Annotated in this window: 14 protein-coding genes; 4 read left to right on the top strand and 10 right to left on the bottom strand. The window is 47.2% G+C overall.

The annotated features are described in order from the left end of the window. Positions 1–209: 209 nt before the first annotated feature. From SSED_RS20195 to SSED_RS20185, 3 genes are all read right to left on the bottom strand, one after another. On the bottom strand, positions 210–1097 hold the full coding sequence (locus SSED_RS20195; RefSeq protein WP_012144201.1) for a phosphoribulokinase: 888 nt from the start codon (positions 1095–1097) through the stop codon (positions 210–212). A gap of 122 nt (positions 1098–1219) precedes the next feature. After that, positions 1220–1456: a YheU family protein gene (locus SSED_RS20190; protein ID WP_012144200.1), complete on the bottom strand. Its 237-nt coding sequence runs from the start codon at positions 1454–1456 to the stop codon at positions 1220–1222. A 2-nt stretch (positions 1457–1458) separates the two neighbouring features. Next, positions 1459–2430, bottom strand: a complete 972-nt coding sequence (locus tag SSED_RS20185) for a hydrolase (protein WP_012144199.1) — start codon at positions 2428–2430, stop codon at positions 1459–1461. Positions 2431–2712: 282 nt separating this feature from the next. Between SSED_RS20185 and SSED_RS20180 the strand changes: the two genes are divergently transcribed. Beyond that, complete coding sequence (locus SSED_RS20180) at positions 2713–3228, top strand: hypothetical protein (RefSeq protein ID WP_012144198.1); 516 nt, start codon at positions 2713–2715, stop codon at positions 3226–3228. 74 nt (positions 3229–3302) lie between these two features. Continuing rightward, positions 3303–4898: a GMC family oxidoreductase gene (locus SSED_RS20175; protein WP_012144197.1), complete on the top strand. Its 1596-nt coding sequence runs from the start codon at positions 3303–3305 to the stop codon at positions 4896–4898. A gap of 58 nt (positions 4899–4956) precedes the next feature. Here SSED_RS20175 and SSED_RS20170 read toward each other — a convergent pair whose 3' ends face one another. Both SSED_RS20170 and SSED_RS20165 read right to left on the bottom strand, forming a co-directional pair. Continuing rightward, positions 4957–5394, bottom strand: coding sequence for a TIGR02444 family protein (locus tag SSED_RS20170; RefSeq protein WP_012144196.1), 438 nt, complete (start codon positions 5392–5394; stop codon positions 4957–4959). A gap of 78 nt (positions 5395–5472) precedes the next feature. After that, positions 5473–7383 (bottom strand): ABC transporter ATP-binding protein, encoded by a 1911-nt coding sequence (locus tag SSED_RS20165; RefSeq protein ID WP_012144195.1) that lies wholly within the window; start codon positions 7381–7383, stop codon positions 5473–5475. A 193-nt stretch (positions 7384–7576) separates the two neighbouring features. Between SSED_RS20165 and SSED_RS20160 the strand changes: the two genes are divergently transcribed. Further along, positions 7577–7777: a YheV family putative zinc ribbon protein gene (locus SSED_RS20160; protein ID WP_012144194.1), complete on the top strand. Its 201-nt coding sequence runs from the start codon at positions 7577–7579 to the stop codon at positions 7775–7777. 117 nt (positions 7778–7894) lie between these two features. Here the strand turns inward: SSED_RS20160 and SSED_RS20155 are convergent, their stop codons facing one another. From SSED_RS20155 to SSED_RS20135, 5 genes are all read right to left on the bottom strand, one after another. Then, positions 7895–8596: a helix-turn-helix domain-containing protein gene (locus SSED_RS20155; protein WP_012144193.1), complete on the bottom strand. Its 702-nt coding sequence runs from the start codon at positions 8594–8596 to the stop codon at positions 7895–7897. A gap of 456 nt (positions 8597–9052) precedes the next feature. Then, a complete protein-coding gene (locus SSED_RS20150) occupies positions 9053–10672 on the bottom strand; it encodes an Ig-like domain-containing protein (RefSeq protein WP_012144192.1) in 1620 nt (539 codons plus the stop codon). 413 nt (positions 10673–11085) lie between these two features. Then, the gene (locus SSED_RS20145) at positions 11086–11967 is read right to left on the bottom strand and encodes an AraC family transcriptional regulator (RefSeq protein ID WP_012144191.1); all 882 of its coding nucleotides are present in this window, start codon (positions 11965–11967) and stop codon (positions 11086–11088) included. Positions 11968–12392: 425 nt separating this feature from the next. Next, positions 12393–14315 carry a methyl-accepting chemotaxis protein gene (locus tag SSED_RS20140; RefSeq protein ID WP_012144190.1) on the bottom strand — a complete coding sequence of 641 codons (1923 nt, stop codon included), beginning with the start codon at positions 14313–14315 and terminating at the stop codon, positions 12393–12395. Between the two features lie 140 nt (positions 14316–14455). Beyond that, complete coding sequence (locus SSED_RS20135) at positions 14456–14767, bottom strand: hypothetical protein (protein ID WP_012144189.1); 312 nt, start codon at positions 14765–14767, stop codon at positions 14456–14458. 504 nt (positions 14768–15271) lie between these two features. Between SSED_RS20135 and SSED_RS20130 the strand changes: the two genes are divergently transcribed. After that, positions 15272–16681, top strand: a complete 1410-nt coding sequence (locus SSED_RS20130) for an MFS transporter (protein WP_012144188.1) — start codon at positions 15272–15274, stop codon at positions 16679–16681. The last annotated feature ends 128 nt before the right edge of the window (positions 16682–16809 follow it).

The following is a 16809-nucleotide window of genomic DNA, read 5'->3' as shown; positions in this document are numbered from 1 at the left end:
CTTCTTTAAGAAAGGGAACAGCCAGCATACTCGAGGAAACAAACAGATCAAGATGGGGGAATTCACTCCCAAGAGCATGCTAACTTATCAGTCTTTCGCCTGAAATCCCGACGAGAGAAAGTTTACTCGATCATACTTAAATGAAGCTTAAGCTTTCCTGAGTCGAAATAAAACAGCAGGTTTCTTACCTGTTCACTACTCACTATTCACTATTCATTATCCAGCAATAAAAGCTGCTGACGTTTCTCTAATAGATCTCTGATCAAGGGAGTTAATATCAACTCCATAGCCAGAGACATCTTGCCTCCCGGTACTACAAGCGTATTGACCCTGGACATAAATGAACCATCGATCATCTTCAGATAATAGGGAAAGTCTACATTCTTGATCCCACGAAAGCGGATCACAACGAAGCTTTCATCTAAGCTGGGGATATTTTTCGCACTGAACGGATTCGAGGTATCCACCGTCGGAACACGCTGAAAGTTGATGTGGGTGCGAGAAAACTGGGGGGTCATATGGTTAATGTAATCGTCCATGCTACGTACGATCGAGCCCATTACTTTTTCACGACTGTGGCCTCTTTCAGACGTGTCTCGAATGATCTTTTGAATCCACTCCAGATTGACGATCGGAACCATCCCTATCAGCAGGTCGACATGTTCTGCGACATTGCAGTTGTCGGTTTTCACTCCACCATGAAGCCCTTCATAGTAGAGCATATCGGTATTTTCCGGTAAAGGGTGCCATTGGGTAAATGTTCCCGGCATCTGGTTGAACGGAACAGCTTCATCGAAGGTATGTAGGTATGCACGGGTTTCGCCTTGACCCGTCGCGCTATAGTCGCTGAAACATTGCTCTAATCTTTCAAAGTCGTTCGCTTCCGGACCAAAGTAGCTGATATTTTTATCTTCGGTTTTAGACTTGCGGATCTTTAACTCCATTTCAGGGCGGGTAAAGTGATGAAAGCTGTCACCTTCGACCGAAGCTGCATTGATCCCGAGTTGACGGAAGATATGCTTAAAGGCCGTTGTCGTTGTCGTCGTACCCGCTCCAGATGAACCGGTAACTGCGATGATGGGATGTTTTGCTGACATTAAATTTCCTAAATGGAACCTGAAAAAGAGCCGTACATATCGTTAAGCTGACCCATCTTTATACGGTAACCAGACCTGTCAGGTCAAATTCGTACGTGATTTAGCTAGTTTCTAGCTGCGATTTAGTTATGGAGGTGATCATGTTGACGAATAGCAATAGACTCATCATCTTCGCTGTATTCAACGACTAAAATCCCTTGCTTTAGTGCTTGTTTACATTTGTTTATGGCGAGTGTTAGCGTTTCATCATCGGTGTCTGAAAAGCTGCCATCTTCGACCTGAGAGAAGAGATATTCTTTAATTAAACTCTCTAAGGTCTCATTGGGTAACTGCTGCAGTGCATCATAGGGAACTAACATGTTTAGGTACCACTGTGTGAGAGAAAGGTGAGGATCCGCCTTTCCAGATAGTATTTAGGTTTTAATGGTGTGCCACCCTCGATAAAGCCGACATGTCCACCGCGATTATGCAGTTCATAGACCACCTGAGGAGACAACTTATCTGCGGCTGGGATCACGTCCCGGGTCATGAAAGGATCATCCTCTGCATGTATGACTAACGTAGGCTGACGAATATGTTTTAGGTAGTCCATACCGCTGGCTCTATGGTAGTAGTCATCCACTCCCGTAAACCCATGAAGCGGAGCCGTTACTCTATGGTCGAAGCTATAGAAGGTGTTGAGCTCATCTATCTGCGACATCGAGATCGGCATGCTCTGTCCAAGCTGTTTGTCTTTGACCTTTTCGGTGAGTTTCTGCTGTAACTGCTTTATCAGGTAGCTTTGGTAAACCTTGGAAAATCCTCTTTCCAACCTCTTAGCGCATGCTGCAAGTTTTAACGGTGCCGATACTACAACGGCACGTTCGATGAGACTCGCCTCATCATGCTCGCCCAGATATTTAGTCAGTACGTTGCCGCCGAGGCTGTAACCTACGGCCCTTATCTTTGAATTTGGATATCGCGACTTTAAGTGGGTCAGATGTGTCTGCAGATCTTGGGTATCACCACTATGATAGCTTCGGGCCAGACGATTCGGTTCTCCTGAGCAGCTTCTGTGATGGTGAACGACTGCACATAGATCTCTATCGCGGCACTCCTGCAAGATCCTGCGTACGTAATGAGAGTCGGCACTACCTTCCAGCCCATGAATGATAACCAGAATATTTTGGCTATCTTGGGGAAAGCTTAACCAGTCCAGATCGATAAAATCTCCGTCACTGAGCTCAAGACGTTCTCGGCTCAGCACTGGTCTGTCCACCTTGGTGAATACCGGTAGAATAGTCTGAACATGGGGGCTTTTTGCCCACCATGGAGGTGAAAAAGAGTGCGTCATAATATATTGGCTATTGCTGAAAATTAAAACGTGTGTTTAATTATTAATGTGAGTTGCATTGTAGCATACCTGTTTGTTTCTTTTTCTCGATGAGAAAAAGACCACTTCAAGTCTGGGCTGTCCAATGGTTAATTTATATGACTCTACAGAGACAGGAACCAGCGCTATTTGCTGCTATATCTGAGGTCGCTTCGCATGTGAGCAGGCATAGGTATAGTATAGAAAAACAACGACTTTCTGTGCTGGATATTTATCCTCATTGAAAATTACAGAGGGGTGGGCATGAAAAGACGGACTTTTTTAACATCGACATTCGTGGGGACGGCCTCATTAGCGCTGGGGTTCAGCATCTATTCGCCTGAATTTATCGCGGCTAACAGATCACAAGATAGCCAGCATAGATTGCTGTTCAGCGCGCTTCTTCCGGTATTTTTGGATGGCGCGCTCCCCGAGGTCGAAACGCTTCGCCGCGCCGCCGAAAATCGTACCTTAGATGCCATCGGGCAGACAATCGCCATCTTGCCCGAAGAGGGACAGGCCGAGTTGGAACAGCTACTGGATATGTTGGAGCAGAGGCTGGGCCTGCTGATCTTGACCGGTAGCATGACCCCATTAATGATGCGTACTCCGCAAGAGTTGATCTCAATGTTAGAGTATTGGCGTACCAGTTTTTTAGACCTGATGGTGACCGCTTATCAAGGTCTCAGGGAGTTGATTATTGCGAGTTATTACTCCTGCCCCGAGCACTGGAGTCGATTGAATTATGAAAAGCCGACATTTCTGGGCCAGGAAGCCTAGACAATAACGACTTGGCATTGCTGTAACGCATTTAAAATTATAACTAAAATAGTAAGTCGTTGGAGGTAGTTGAGGTGGTAATAGCAGATCCGATTGAAGAGGGACTGGCCTCGGGCTGGAAACATATCGATGCCAGCCTGTTAAATGAGAGTCAAACTCTCGAGGCCGATGTCGTTATCGTTGGCAGCGGTGCCGGTGGCGGTGTCGCCGCCGAGATATTAACCGATGCCGGCTTGACGGTTATTATTATTGAGGGAGGTCCACTGAAATCATCCCGAAGTTTTAATATGGAGGAGCGGCGCGCCTATCCTAATCTCTACCACCAAGCGGCCGCCATGAAAACGAAAGATAAGGCGATTGGCATCTTTCAGGGCAGGGCCGTGGGCGGCTCGACCACCGTCAATTGGACCACCTCTATCAGAACACCCAAAAAGGCCTTGGATTATTGGGCTAAAGACAAGTCGGTTAAAGGCTTGTCCAGAGAGGAGTTGGATCCCTGGTTTGAGAAGATGGAGCAACGCCTGAATATTTCTGAGTGGCCATTTGCGCCCAATAGAAATAATGATGCATTAAAAACCGGCTGTGAAAAACTGAATTGGGATTTCACCGTGATTAAACGCAACGTCAAAGGGTGCTGGAATACGGGATATTGCGGCATGGGATGCCCAGTGAATGCGAAACAATCTATGTTGGTCACCACCATTCCGGCGGCACTTGAAAAAGGAGCGACCCTGGTGAGTCGCGCCAAAGTGGTAAAGTTAGAGCATCACAAGGATAAGATCTTCGCGGCTAAGGCCATCGCGCTGGATGAGAACCTGAAGCCCACCTCCGTGGAGTTAACCTTTAAGGCTAAGCACTATATTATTGCGGCGGGTGCCATACACACGCCGACATTATTGATGCGCTCCGGCGTCACCGATCCCAATCAAATACTCGGCAAGCGTACCTTCCTGCATCCAAGCCTGTTGAGTGGGGCTATTTTTAGTGATCCCATTAATGCCCACAGTGGCGCACCTCAGTCCATCTATTCCGACGAGTTTGTCTGGCGCGACGGCGCAGACGGTCAGCTGGGTTATAAGTTAGAGGTGCCTCCGGTTCACCCTATTCTTATCGGTTCGAAAACATTGGGTTACGGTAAGAGTCATGCCGAATTAATGGCCAACTTTAATCAACTTCAGGTGACGATAGCTCTGGTCAGAGACGGCTATCATGAGCAGAGTCGGGGGGGGCAGGTACATCTGACCGATAAGGGGTTTACCTTGGATTACCCTCTGACCGCGGAATTTTGGAATGCGGCAAGAAGGGCGTTTTCCAGCATGGCCGAACTACAGTTTGCCGCAGGAGCTAAACAGGTACTGCCGATAAGCGAAGGGATGCCCTACCTGAACAGCTGGGCCGAGGCCAAGACTAAGATAGAGACGATGGAGTTAGCGCCGCTGAAAACAGTGGTTGCTTCGGCGCATGTTATGGGGGGCTGTCCCATGGGGGAAGACCTCAAAATGTCTATGGTCGATAGTCATGGACAGTCTCATTACTATGAAAACATGTCTGTTATGGATGGTTCTATCTTTCCCACCAGTTTAGGTGCCAACCCACAACTGTCTATCTATGGCATGACGGCAAGAAACGCGACACGTTTGGCCGAGCGACTAACCTCATCTAAGAGCTAGCTCAAAAGAACAGGAGTGAAGCCTTCGCTCCTGTTGTAGAGGGCGCTTGCTCTTCCGGCTAGGCTGCCAGTTGCTGATATTCATCCGCATTTAGCCGATACAGCTCTAAAAATACATTCAGGTTCGAGCTGTTACCTTCATGGGGGAGCTGTCTAAGCTTATGCAGGATAAGGCCTTGAGATTTTCGTTCTAACATGAGTTCGACCTCAAGCATCTGCTGATACTCGCCATCGACTAAGCTGTTTTTACTCAGCTTACGTAATTTTCTGTAGGGGAGTAAAACTCGCTCTTCCCAGTGATGGACCTCATCTTTCATCTGCGACCAATCTGTTGGGGTTAACAGGTAGCCCTGTTTGTCTAACCATAAGGAAAGCAAGAGTAAGTTCACATTAACTTGATGTTCATCCTGAAGCTGAATACAGAGCGTTTGATGCTGGTGGTAATAGCTGTCACACATTAGCCAAAGAGAGAGATCAAACTGATTTAAATAGGTCATTTAACGCGTTTCCTTATGCATTTTTGTCTTGGCGATGTTCTATCCCTGATATGAACATCGCTATAGTCTGAGTTAGTATCAGAGTGCTGAACGAACCTCTTGTTCAATCTCTTCGATAGACTCCTGAACCTCTAACCATTCCATCTCACTCTCCTCTAACGCTTGAGTGAGCTGAGTTCGTTCACTTAAGACCTGAGTTAATTTAGCCTTATTGTCGGCCTCATACAAACTCATGTCGGCCAGCATCTCTTCAAGTTCAGATAAACGGGTACTCGATTTTTGCTGCGCTTTCTCGAGCTTGAGCTGAACCTTTCGCATCGGCGATAGTTTTTGGCGCAACTCGGCCTCTAAACGCTTCTGTAGTTTCTTATCCTGAGCAGGTTTAGCCTCTGCACTGACCTCCTCTCTGTTTGCCGACTTGGCTGCATCGAGAAGCCATTGATGGTAATCATCGAGGTCACCATCGAAACTACGCACTTGACCGCCGTCGACCAGATAGTAATCGCTACAACTGAGTCTGAGCAGGTGTCTGTCGTGGGATACGATAATCATCGCCCCCTCGAACGACTGCAACGCCATCGTCAGTGCATGGCGCATCTCAAGATCCAAGTGGTTGGTTGGCTCATCGAGAAGTAGAAGGTTAGGGCGTTGCCATACCAATAATGCCAAAACTAATCTGGCCTTCTCTCCGCCGGAAAAAGGACGGACGGGGGATAACACCATGTCACCATTGAAGCCATAACAACCGAGGAAGTTTCTCAACTCTTGCTCTCGCGTCGTCGGGGCCAGGCGTGACAGGTGCTGAAGTGGAGTGTCATCGAGGCGAAGGCTCTCGAGTTGGTGCTGTGCGAAATAGCCGATATTGAGGCCCGGATTCGTCTCGTACTTTCCCTTCATCGGGGAGAGTTCTTCGGAGAGTAATTTAATAAGCGTCGATTTACCCGCGCCGTTACGTCCGAGCAGGCCGATACGCGCACCGGGAACCAGGTTCAATTGAACGCTTTTTAAGATCTCGGTGTCGCCATAACCTACAGAGACATTTTCCATGGTGACGAGTGGATTCGGCAGAGTTTCAGGCTCAAGAAATGCCATATGAAATTGACTGTCAGCCTGTGACGGTAACAGTTCTGCCATACGCTCCAATGCTTTGAGGCGACTCTGTGCTTGTTTTGCTTTACTGGCCTTGTAGCGGAATCGGTCGACAAAGGACTGCATATGAGCCCGTTCTTTCTGCTGGCGCTCGAAAGCGACCTGCTGTTGCGCCATACGTTCGGCACGGATCCGCTCGAAGGCGGTATAGTTGCCTTTGTAATAGTTGAGCTTATGGTTTTCGACATGAATGATCTCAGTGACGATGCCATCGATAAAGTCTCTGTCGTGGCTGATCAAGATGAGCGTACCCTGATAGGCTTTGATCCATCCTTCGAGCCAATACATGGTATCTAAGTCAAGGTGGTTGGTTGGCTCATCGAGGAGCAGGAGATCTGAGCGGCACAGCAGCGCTTGAGCCAGATTGAGGCGCATACGCCAACCACCTGAAAAACTCCTGACCGGATTGGATTGCTCCGCTTCACTGAATCCCAGGCCGGCTAACAGGCTGGCCGCTCGTGAGCGAATAGCATAGCCGCCAATGGCATCAATTTTTCCGTGCAGGTGGGCAATGGCATTACCGTTATCATCGGCCTGAGCTTGGTGAAGTTGCCTTTCAAGCTCTCGATACTCAACATCACCATCGATAACATATTCTAGTGCCGATACCTCAAGGGCGGGCGTCTCCTGAGCGACTGTCGCTATCTGCCAGCCACTTGGCAGACTAATATCACCTTTATCTAAGCTTATTTTGCCAAGTATTAACGCGAGTAGTGATGATTTTCCTGTGCCGTTAGCACCGACTAAGCCCACTTTGTGGCCCGGGTAAATAGTGAGAGAGGTTTCATCCAGAAGCGTTTTACTGCCGCGGATCAACTGTGCTTGATTGATGGATATCATTGAGTACGACTTGGTGATGTTCTGGAGACAATTGGGCTGATGATATCTCACAAATGACCATCATTACCACAAACGGAGCCACAAACTGCGTTACTAACAGGGGAAAAGTGCCGAACAATACGGCGATTTTTCTTTGTTTATGGCAAAATAGGCGACTATTGAGCAGTGACCCCAATCAAAGGTTGAGAATTAAGTGGCTGAAGCTAGAGTGAAGAGACGTTTTGTTGCCGGTGCTAAGTGTCCTGAATGTAAGGCGATGGATAGCATAGTCTTGTTTAAAGTTAATGGTGTCGAAACCGTAGAGTGCATCGACTGTGATTACAGTGAGCAGCAGCCCGATGAAAAGGTGGCTAAGAAAGCCACCGGCGATGTGATAGGCGTATTTAAGCCTTAAAAATAAGGTTCTAGGATCCGAGGCTTTAGAATCTAGAATCTAGAATCTAGAATCTAGAATCTAGGTCCTGGAACCTGGCCAACTAGAATCTAGGCGCTACTCATGTTAATTAAGGCTCTATAACTTGTTAAATCGCTTCTCCAGTAAGAAGCCGATAAGCCCCGAAGTGACCAGCAAGACGCCAAGTATCTGTAGCCAGGCATTGATTGCTCTGGGTATCCGTTCCTCTTTATCGAAGAAATAGTGACGTTTTCCGTTTTCCAGAATCACAGTGAACTCCGGCCCTCTATTTTCCGTGGTTAACAGGAAGCTATTGTCTTTGCGGTTTTCCATCTCCAGCCGTCTCTCCTTCATTAAGGCTCTATCGATACGGTGAGGCCAGGATGAGAAGATATCATCGGGTTCATCAATCATAACCAGACCGTGAGACTGATACTGATAGCGGGTCTCACTGAATAGTTGCTTACTCGAACCGGTATAAAACAGGGTGACACCTATGATGAGTAATATGCTGGAAATATAGAGATAACGACGCAGGTTTTGCACATTCATTTTATTTTTTTGTGCCAGTAAAAGTTCGATATCGGGGATTAAGTTGAGCTGCTGTTTATGTTTATCGGTATCGAGAGAATCGACAAACTCTTGAGTCGTGAGTGACAAGGCTGAAAGTAATTGTCTGAATATGTCGTTCGATGGCACTGATTTATCATTTTCCAGCTTCGAAAGATAGGACTGTTCAATACCCGCCAGCTCCGCAAGTTCCGGCTGGCTATAACCTCTTTCATTTCTGAAGTGTTTGATCTGATTTCCTAATGTCATGCTCGATTCCTTGTGAGTATCATTTTATAGACGTGGGTTGCCGGCAACGAAGACTATTCTTTAGTATTCCAGTAAAAATATGAAGTGGAATATGAGCGGATATGGATGAATATTAACTGATTTATCTATGCTTATAAGAGCTGGAGGCCGAAACTCTTAGACCAGATAGGTGAGGATAGACAGGCACAACGATGTGATCGGTGTAGTTAAGCCTTAAAGTAAGGCTACTGGTCATAGACTATAGACGATAGGGCTGAAACTCTTGAGTCAGGGAAGGGAAGGGGCGGGGGCTAGGAGCTAACGAAGCCGACTGTGCCAGCCGACAGATTATTTCATAACACCATAAAAAAATGCCAGTCACTATCAGTGACTGGCATTGCCCTGGACCATTACCTCAAGGGACTGACCTCAGAGGGTTTGCCTCAGGGGACTTGCAGGAAAACTAATACTTATGAATTACTTATGAATTTGTCCTATCTTCGCGGCTCTCAAGTCATAGTCCTCCTCATGACAGCCAGAACAACTGTCGTAGGCACGAAGCCACGGCTTCATGTACTCGCCGTCTGCGGAGAAGTGTCTTGGGTCTTCCTTTACCCCTTCGAGATCGATCTTAAAGAGGTGAGATTCGCTTGGCATATGGCAATCTTTACACTCAGCGATGAACTCGTGGGCCGCAGAGGCTAAGTTAGATCCCGTCACATTGGCAAATTCCTTGTCATGACAATCGGTACACTCGCGCACCATGGCATCTTCGTGACCCGGCTTATCTTGATAGTGTTCAGACCGGTGAGGATTATGACAAGTTGAGCAGGTGAAGTCCTTCTTCTTACCCATAAGTTCGCCAGTGTCCGGATCGGCACCGATCAGGGTTGAAGCCGCATGACGACCACCACGGCCATCACGACGGCCTTCGGGGCCAAAGGTGTGGTCATCCCTCTTCAAGCGTGCACCCAGGCTAGGTGCTCCAAACTTTTGCTCGAAAGGAGACTCATAGTCCGGGTAACGTCTGACGGCGTCATCTGTGGTATGACACTCAATACAGGCAGCCGCCTTACCATATCCCATATCATCTGCAGTGAAATCTCCAGGAACGCGTGCTTCTGCTATCCTAACAATGTTATTTTTTGATGGACCCTTAACATGCTCACTACCGGCGCCGTGACAACTCTCACACTGAACTCCGGTCATAGCGAACGTGCCGTCCATTCCCGGCAGATCATCTTGTCTGTTCAGGTTTCGGTTATCACCGGCACCTTCGGTGTAATCTTCCCAACCTGTTGTGTGGCATCTGCCACAGTAACCGTACGGGCTTCCATCCGGCGCCTTGTCAGGATACTCTGGGAACATCTTAGTCACTTTCTCACCTAAAGGCGCAGCAAGAGCCGTCACATTTGTACCATTGATAATGTAACCATTCGCATCGATAAACAGAGCGACTTTTTTATAGCCACCGATAACATAGCTGATATCTGCCCAGCTCTCTGGTTTACCCAGAGTGTTAGTGACTCCGTCCATTACCTCTAAGGAACCATCGAGAGTTGTAAATGGATACACAGGCTCCTTACCATCTACAATTTTAGTCAACTTAAAGTTATGGCCGGTCTCATAATAGGTCTTCTTATCGGTATGACAGGCGATACAGGTCTCTGTACCGACATAACTCAGTGTAACAGAGGCATCAGAGGTAACGGTTATAGTGATCCCTGATTCGGCCACGCCCCCGTTACCATCGCTAATGGTGTAGTTCAGTGTGGTGGTGCCGACTTTATCCGGAGTAAATCGGATCTGGTTGTTTTCGATGCTTGCGCTTCCGGTGCCGTCAATCAGCGTCACCGTTTCTATGGTCAGTGCATCACCGTCTGCATCAGTATCGTTTGCCAGGGCATCGATTAGTATGCTGGTTCCCACAATGGTTGCCGCTTCGTTTGGATTGGCAACCGGAGCGGTATTCTCCGGCGGTAACGGAGGCTCAGGAGTTGGAGCTGGGTCATCACTGCCACAAGCCACCAACATGCTGATCATACAGGCAAGCACTAGCTTCCTGTAAGGTACGCTTATATTTATCGTATTCATCATTATCTTTCCCGTAATCATATTAATAGATTATTATTTTTTCTACTCATCAGTTATCGCGCCAACATAGCTTCCTAATTTTATGGGGGTTTTAGGTGAACAAGGCTTGTTGCCTGGTTGTAAACTATGTAAGTGGTGCGATAGGTTGAAGTTAATTAAAAGCCCCTATTAATCGCATGGACTTATCGAACCAAAAATGGTGGAAGTCGAACCTAATGGAAATTCTTTGAGCCAGAGACGGGGGGGGATGAGATTCTATCTCAACAACTGATACGGATCAGAGATGCCCTGTATAGCTTGTATTCAACATCTGCCAATGGCTGAGGGGATTGTTAACTGTTGGGAGTATTCATTGTGGTACGTCAGTAACTCTAGGCTGCTAAGAGTTAATTAGAGCCTGCTAAAGCTAAGATGGCTTAGCCCTTTGAGACCTCTTTGAATTGAGATGGTGTGAGAAGGGTGTGTCTTTTGAAATATTTTACGAAGTAAGTGACATCATCAAAGCCCAGATCATAGGCTATCTGCTGCACCTGAGAGTTATCTATGGTGAGCCTGCGTTTTATTTCCAGAATGATGTGCGCATCAATCAGTTGTTTGGCGGTTTGGTTGCATGCCAGCTTACAGATCTGATTCAGATATTTGTACGAGATATGTATCATATCGGCGTAAGCCAATGCATCTCTGGTGATAGTGAACTTCTCCTCAATCAGTGATATAAACTGACTGAATCTATGGGCCTGCACCTCGTTTAACAGCTCGATATGACTCGTTCTTTTCTGGCTTAACTTTAGCAATAGCGAAGAAAAAACAAGCTGAAGGAGTAAGTTGTCACAATGCTCGCTTGCCTGCGCCTTATCGATCTCCTCTAAAAAAAGATCACAGCTCTCTTTAGTCGATTGGTCCATAATAAAAACGGGAGAATGTGCAGTCGCCAGATGAGTAGGAGTGAAGAGCGGCATTCTGATATTGGCTCGAATTTCATCAAAAAACTTCTCCGTGACATTTATCATTTTCCCTTTGGGCCGATTTATTAGATCGAATGCTTGTATTTGATTTTTGTTCACAGCGATGAAGCTACCTTTCCTGAATGGGTAGTAATTACAATCGATGAAGTGGCTGCCTTCCCCCTGGGTAATATAGATAAAGCAGAAGTAATGAAGCCTGTGGGGCTTTGAGGGGTCATGATCATACTTTGGTAGTTTCTTGTAGAACTTGTCTAGATCTAAAACCTCTATTCCGGACTTCTCGATGCTCGGAGCCCGATATTTAATGTCTGGTATATCAGTAAATTTATCCATTCAGATTCAGATGATAGCCCTTATTCAATAGCGCCTTGCAGCGTAAAAGTGCAGAAATTAGTAGAGGTAATGGTATTGATATTTTTATCTATAACTCAATTCTCACATCTGATAATAGATCTTGAAGTACTCAAATGGAATGAAATTGTGTACACGTCTTGCGGATATATGAGCATGCTCCCAAATATTTAATAGTGTCGTGCCTAGAAATAACAGCCTACTCCCATGGCGCATCATTCAGTTGTCAGTCATTCTACCTGAAATGCTTAACCTGTACGGTAAGGAGCTTCCTGGCATTGAGCATAACCTTATGCTCAGCATACCTGTCGGCTCCATACTCCCGGGGCTTCATTACTTAAAACTTAAAACTCAAAACTTAAAACTTAAAACTTAAAACTTAAAACTTAAAACTTAAAACTTAAAACTTAAAACTTAAATCGTGACACCAACTCATTGAGTTGTACTGCCATCTCTCTGAGATCGCTACAATCGACAGAGGTCTGTTGCACTACCTGACTACTGGTTCTTGAGATATCGGCGATAGCCGTGACATGGGGATTTATCTCCCCCACCACATTCGATTGTTCACCGGTTGCGGTGGCTATCTGTACGCTCATCTCGTTCATCGCCTTGATGTTGTCTGAGATGCTTTGCAGATGCTCACCCGATGAGGTTGCTTCCTGCTGGCTGTCACTACTCAGTTCGGTGCTCTGCTCAATTGCTTTTACTGCTTCGTTGGTTCTCTCCTGCAGTTGCTCGATAATATTGCGGATCTCTTCGGTTGAGGCGTGACTGCGTGAGGCTAATGTTCTGACCTCATCGGCGACTACGGCAAACCCTCGTCCCTGTTCGCCTGCTCGGGCGGCCTCGATGGCGGCGTTGAGCGCCAGCAGGTTGGTCTGCTCTGAGACCCCACGGATAACTTCGAGCACGGTATCGATAGAGCTGGCATCTTCGGCGAGTTTGCTGATGGTCGAGCTGGTATTTTGCAGTTGCTCGCTCATGGTTGCCACACTGGTAATGGTTTTTTGAACAGAACTGTTACCCTGTACCACGGCTTCCTCGGCGACAGAGGCATTTTCTGCGGCGTTATTGGCACTCCCGGCTATCTCCTCGGCCGTCATGCCCATCTCATGAATGGCGGTGGCTATCTGCTCTATCTTGCTCACCTGCTCGTTTATCTCATGCTCCATATGCTTAGCTTGGTTATCGATACGGTCGACGGCCTCAAAGAGATCATTGCCTGTCGCCGATACGCTCTGCAGGGTGCGGCTGAGATAGTCGACGAAATGGTTATAGCCCTGTGCCATATTACCTGTCTCATCCTGACGGGAGTCATCGAGTCTGAGTGTGAGATCGCCTTCACCCTCGCCAATGGCTTTGAGCATCTTGGCCAACTCTCCAAAGGGAGAGAGCAGGTGGTTTATCAGCCACATGCTGACAGCCATAAAGAAGAGAGCGATCACGATGCCCATAATAACCACAGACCAGGTGGCGTCGTCTAAGGTGCCAAAGATCTCATCCCGGGGGATCTGAGCGATAAGATACCAACCGATATCGGGCAGATATCGGCTCGCGACCAACATCTCTTGGCCATTATCGGAATACTCTGTGGTGGCGAAATCCTGCTCTTTAAAGAGTGATTCAGTATCTATCTCACCTAAACTACTCAACTGCTTGCCGCTATAACCGCTGTCGGGGTGGATCTTGATGGTGCCGCTGCCATCAACCAGGAAGACCTGACCATGGGTGCCAATATGGTACTGTTTAATACTGGAGGCCATACTTGAAAGCGACAGGCCCACACCAGCCACGGCACTGGGTTTTCCGTCAATCGTCATTAGGTAGTTAATAAACAGCGTCGGGATCTGATTCGACTCATCGACATCTAAACTGAGGGAGTACTGTTTGCCACTCTTCATAAAGTTATAAAACCACTGGTCACTCGAGTCGGACTCGGAGATGGTTTTCAGTATGCCGCCGGGGATGAAGTAACGGCCGCTATTGCCCGAGACCAGAAAGGCGGTGATGGTGTCAAACTTTTGCTGGATATTAGTGAGGTAATTGTCGATCGCCTCATGGGTATCCGGGGTGTCCCCCCGACGAATTATATCCTGATAGTCGATGTTATTTGCCATCACCTTGCTGATCGTTATCGGCATCAAGAGTTGGGCGTGGATGTCGTTAGCTACCTCGCCTAAGACAGCCGGCAGCTCTCTCTCCAGGGTGCTTTCGAGGATAATACTACGGCTGGTACTGAGCGAATAGATGCTGATGATCAGTATGGAAAGTACAACGGAAGCTAAGGTCGTTAAGACCACTTTGCGGCGAATATTCAGTTTTAACATTGGCATGTCTCCTAATCTGAAATAAGTATAGGAGACAGTTGGCAATTGCGATGTTAAATAATAGCTTAGTCACTCCCTAACGTTAGATTTTAGGGGGACTGCTGAGAGTTTGCTCTCAGTTTAGGCTGATAAATAGTGGGTTAATCGCGAAATCCTTCGCGCAGAAACAGGTGGCGGGTCTGGTTAAAGTGTGACTCTTCTGCCTGAATAAACTCGACCGCCAGCATGTAGTTTTCAAGGCGAAACTTCTCCTGCTTGGCTATCTCATATTCATTCATTACGATATTCATCGCTTCTACGGTCCACTCCGCCTCGCCCTTGCCTATGTCGGTTTCATCGGGGTCGTAGTTAGTGACCATCCAGTCCTGAAGCTGATCCGCGGTGAGCTTCTGTTCCCCCCAAGCGTTGAGGACGTCGATGAGTTGCTGTTTGCTGATGTTAGGTTTAGTCATTGGCTTGTCTGTATATGGCTACTTTAGGCAAAGGGTAGCGCTATTTAGTCCGATAATCGAGGCATGGAGGTATCTTCATTAGGAAAGTTGACGTGAGTTGAATAAATACCGAACAGCTGTATAGGTATTTTGACACCATTAATACCCCTACAATCAGATGTTAACTCCGTTCCCTTGTTAGTTTGCCTCGATTATTGTTAATGGTTTTGGTGTGTGGAGTGCTCACAACTGAGCATTAACTGTCTTGTCATTAACAAAATCGTGATAGAATCCGGCGCTACTTCTTATTCGGGGCATGTCAGGCCTTGTTCGTGGCACATCGGCCTGGAGTCGGTGCATCTGGGTTTTATATTGGTTGGAGTCGAGTCTTCAATCTGTTGGAAACTCAGGCCTCAGACGAATAGAGATAGAATCGAGATAGAATAGATATTGTCACAATTGCGTCATCACGGGCTAGATAATATGTTGATGCAGATAACAACTTCAGATCTGGAATAAAATAAAATGACTAACAATACGTCCTCATCGACGCAGCAGGGTTTTCCAAAAACATTTTGGATTGCCAACGGCGTCGAACTTTTAGAGCGCGCCGCCTATTATGGCGTGTTCATTGTGATCACCCTTTATTTATCACGTATCTTAGGGTTTACCGATGTTGAGGCCGCATGGCTTGCCGGTTCTTTCTCCGCGGGTCTCTATTTTCTGCCGACCTTTAGTGGGGCACTGGCAGACAAAATCGGCTTCAGGGGAGCGTTACTGCTGGCCTTCGGTCTGCTTACAATAGGTTATTCCGGCCTTGCACTTTTCCCTGCACTGTTAGAGGGACAAGGGCTGGTTGAATATGGTAAGGAGGCGACCTATCACGGACTGAAAGAAGCCGATATTCGCTGGGCCATCGTGCCAATTCTTATCGTTATCATGATTGGTGGTTCATTTATCAAGGCGGTGATCACGGCTACCGTGGCTAAGTGTACGACTACCGCTAACCGTGCCAAAGGTTTCTCGATCTTCTATATGATGGTTAATATTGGCGCCTTCTCCGGTAAAACAGTGGTTAAACCTCTGCGTGAGTCCATGGGTGATCTCGGTTTAATCAACCTCAACTATTTCGCTGCCAGCATGACGCTGATTGCGTTTATCAGTATCTTTATCTTCTTCAAAAATGCCGAGACCAACAGCGAAGGAAAGTCTCTGGCTGAAATATGGTCCGCACTTACCAGAGTACTGAGTAATGGCCGATTAATCTCACTGACCGTTATTATCAGTGGTTTCTGGATGGTGCAGCATCAGCTGTATGCGACTATGCCTAAGTATGTATTGCGTATGGCGGGTGAGGGCTCTTCGCCATCTTGGTATGCCAACGTAAACCCGTTAGTGGTATTTCTGTCGGTCAGTCTCGTGACTGCCATGATGAGCAAACGTAGTGCGCTCTCTTCAATGACTATCGGTATGTTTATCATGCCTGTCTCGGCGCTTCTGATGGCATCGGGTAATATGTTTGCCGGTACAGAAACCATCTTAGGCATGCACCCGATTGCGGCTATGATGATTATCGGTATCGTGTTCCAGGGTTTGGCCGAGTGTTTCATCTCGCCGCGCTTCCTCGAATACTTCTCGCTGCAGGCACCTAAGGGAGAGGAGGGACTCTACCTTGGTTTCTCACACTTGCACTCTTTCATCAGCTCGCTGTTAGGCTTCGGTCTGTCAGGATACCTGCTTCAGGCATATTGTCCGGATCCTCGTACTTTCGATACCCATGTTGAATGGGCTGCTGCGGCATCGCATGCACATTACATCTGGTACTTCTTTGCCGCTATTGCAACGGTTTCAGCTGTCTCCTTGATAATCTATGGCGTCGTGATTAAGCGCTTAGATGCGAATAAGACAGAAGAAGTTGAGCTCGCTACGGCTTAGATGAAATTAATATAGAGTCGTAATCGACTCATTATTGAAAGCCCCGAACATTCGGGGCTTTTTTTTGCCTTCTTTTGCTACTTTTTGCTTTTTTTGAAAGAGGCCGAGAGAGAGGGACCGAGCAGTGG

Origin of the sequence: Shewanella sediminis HAW-EB3 (genome assembly GCF_000018025.1) — a bacterium.
Taxonomy (GTDB): Bacteria; Pseudomonadota; Gammaproteobacteria; order Enterobacterales; family Shewanellaceae; genus Shewanella; species Shewanella sediminis.
Note: the sequence above shows the minus strand (reverse complement) of the source record. Positions and strands in the feature narration are given on the sequence as shown.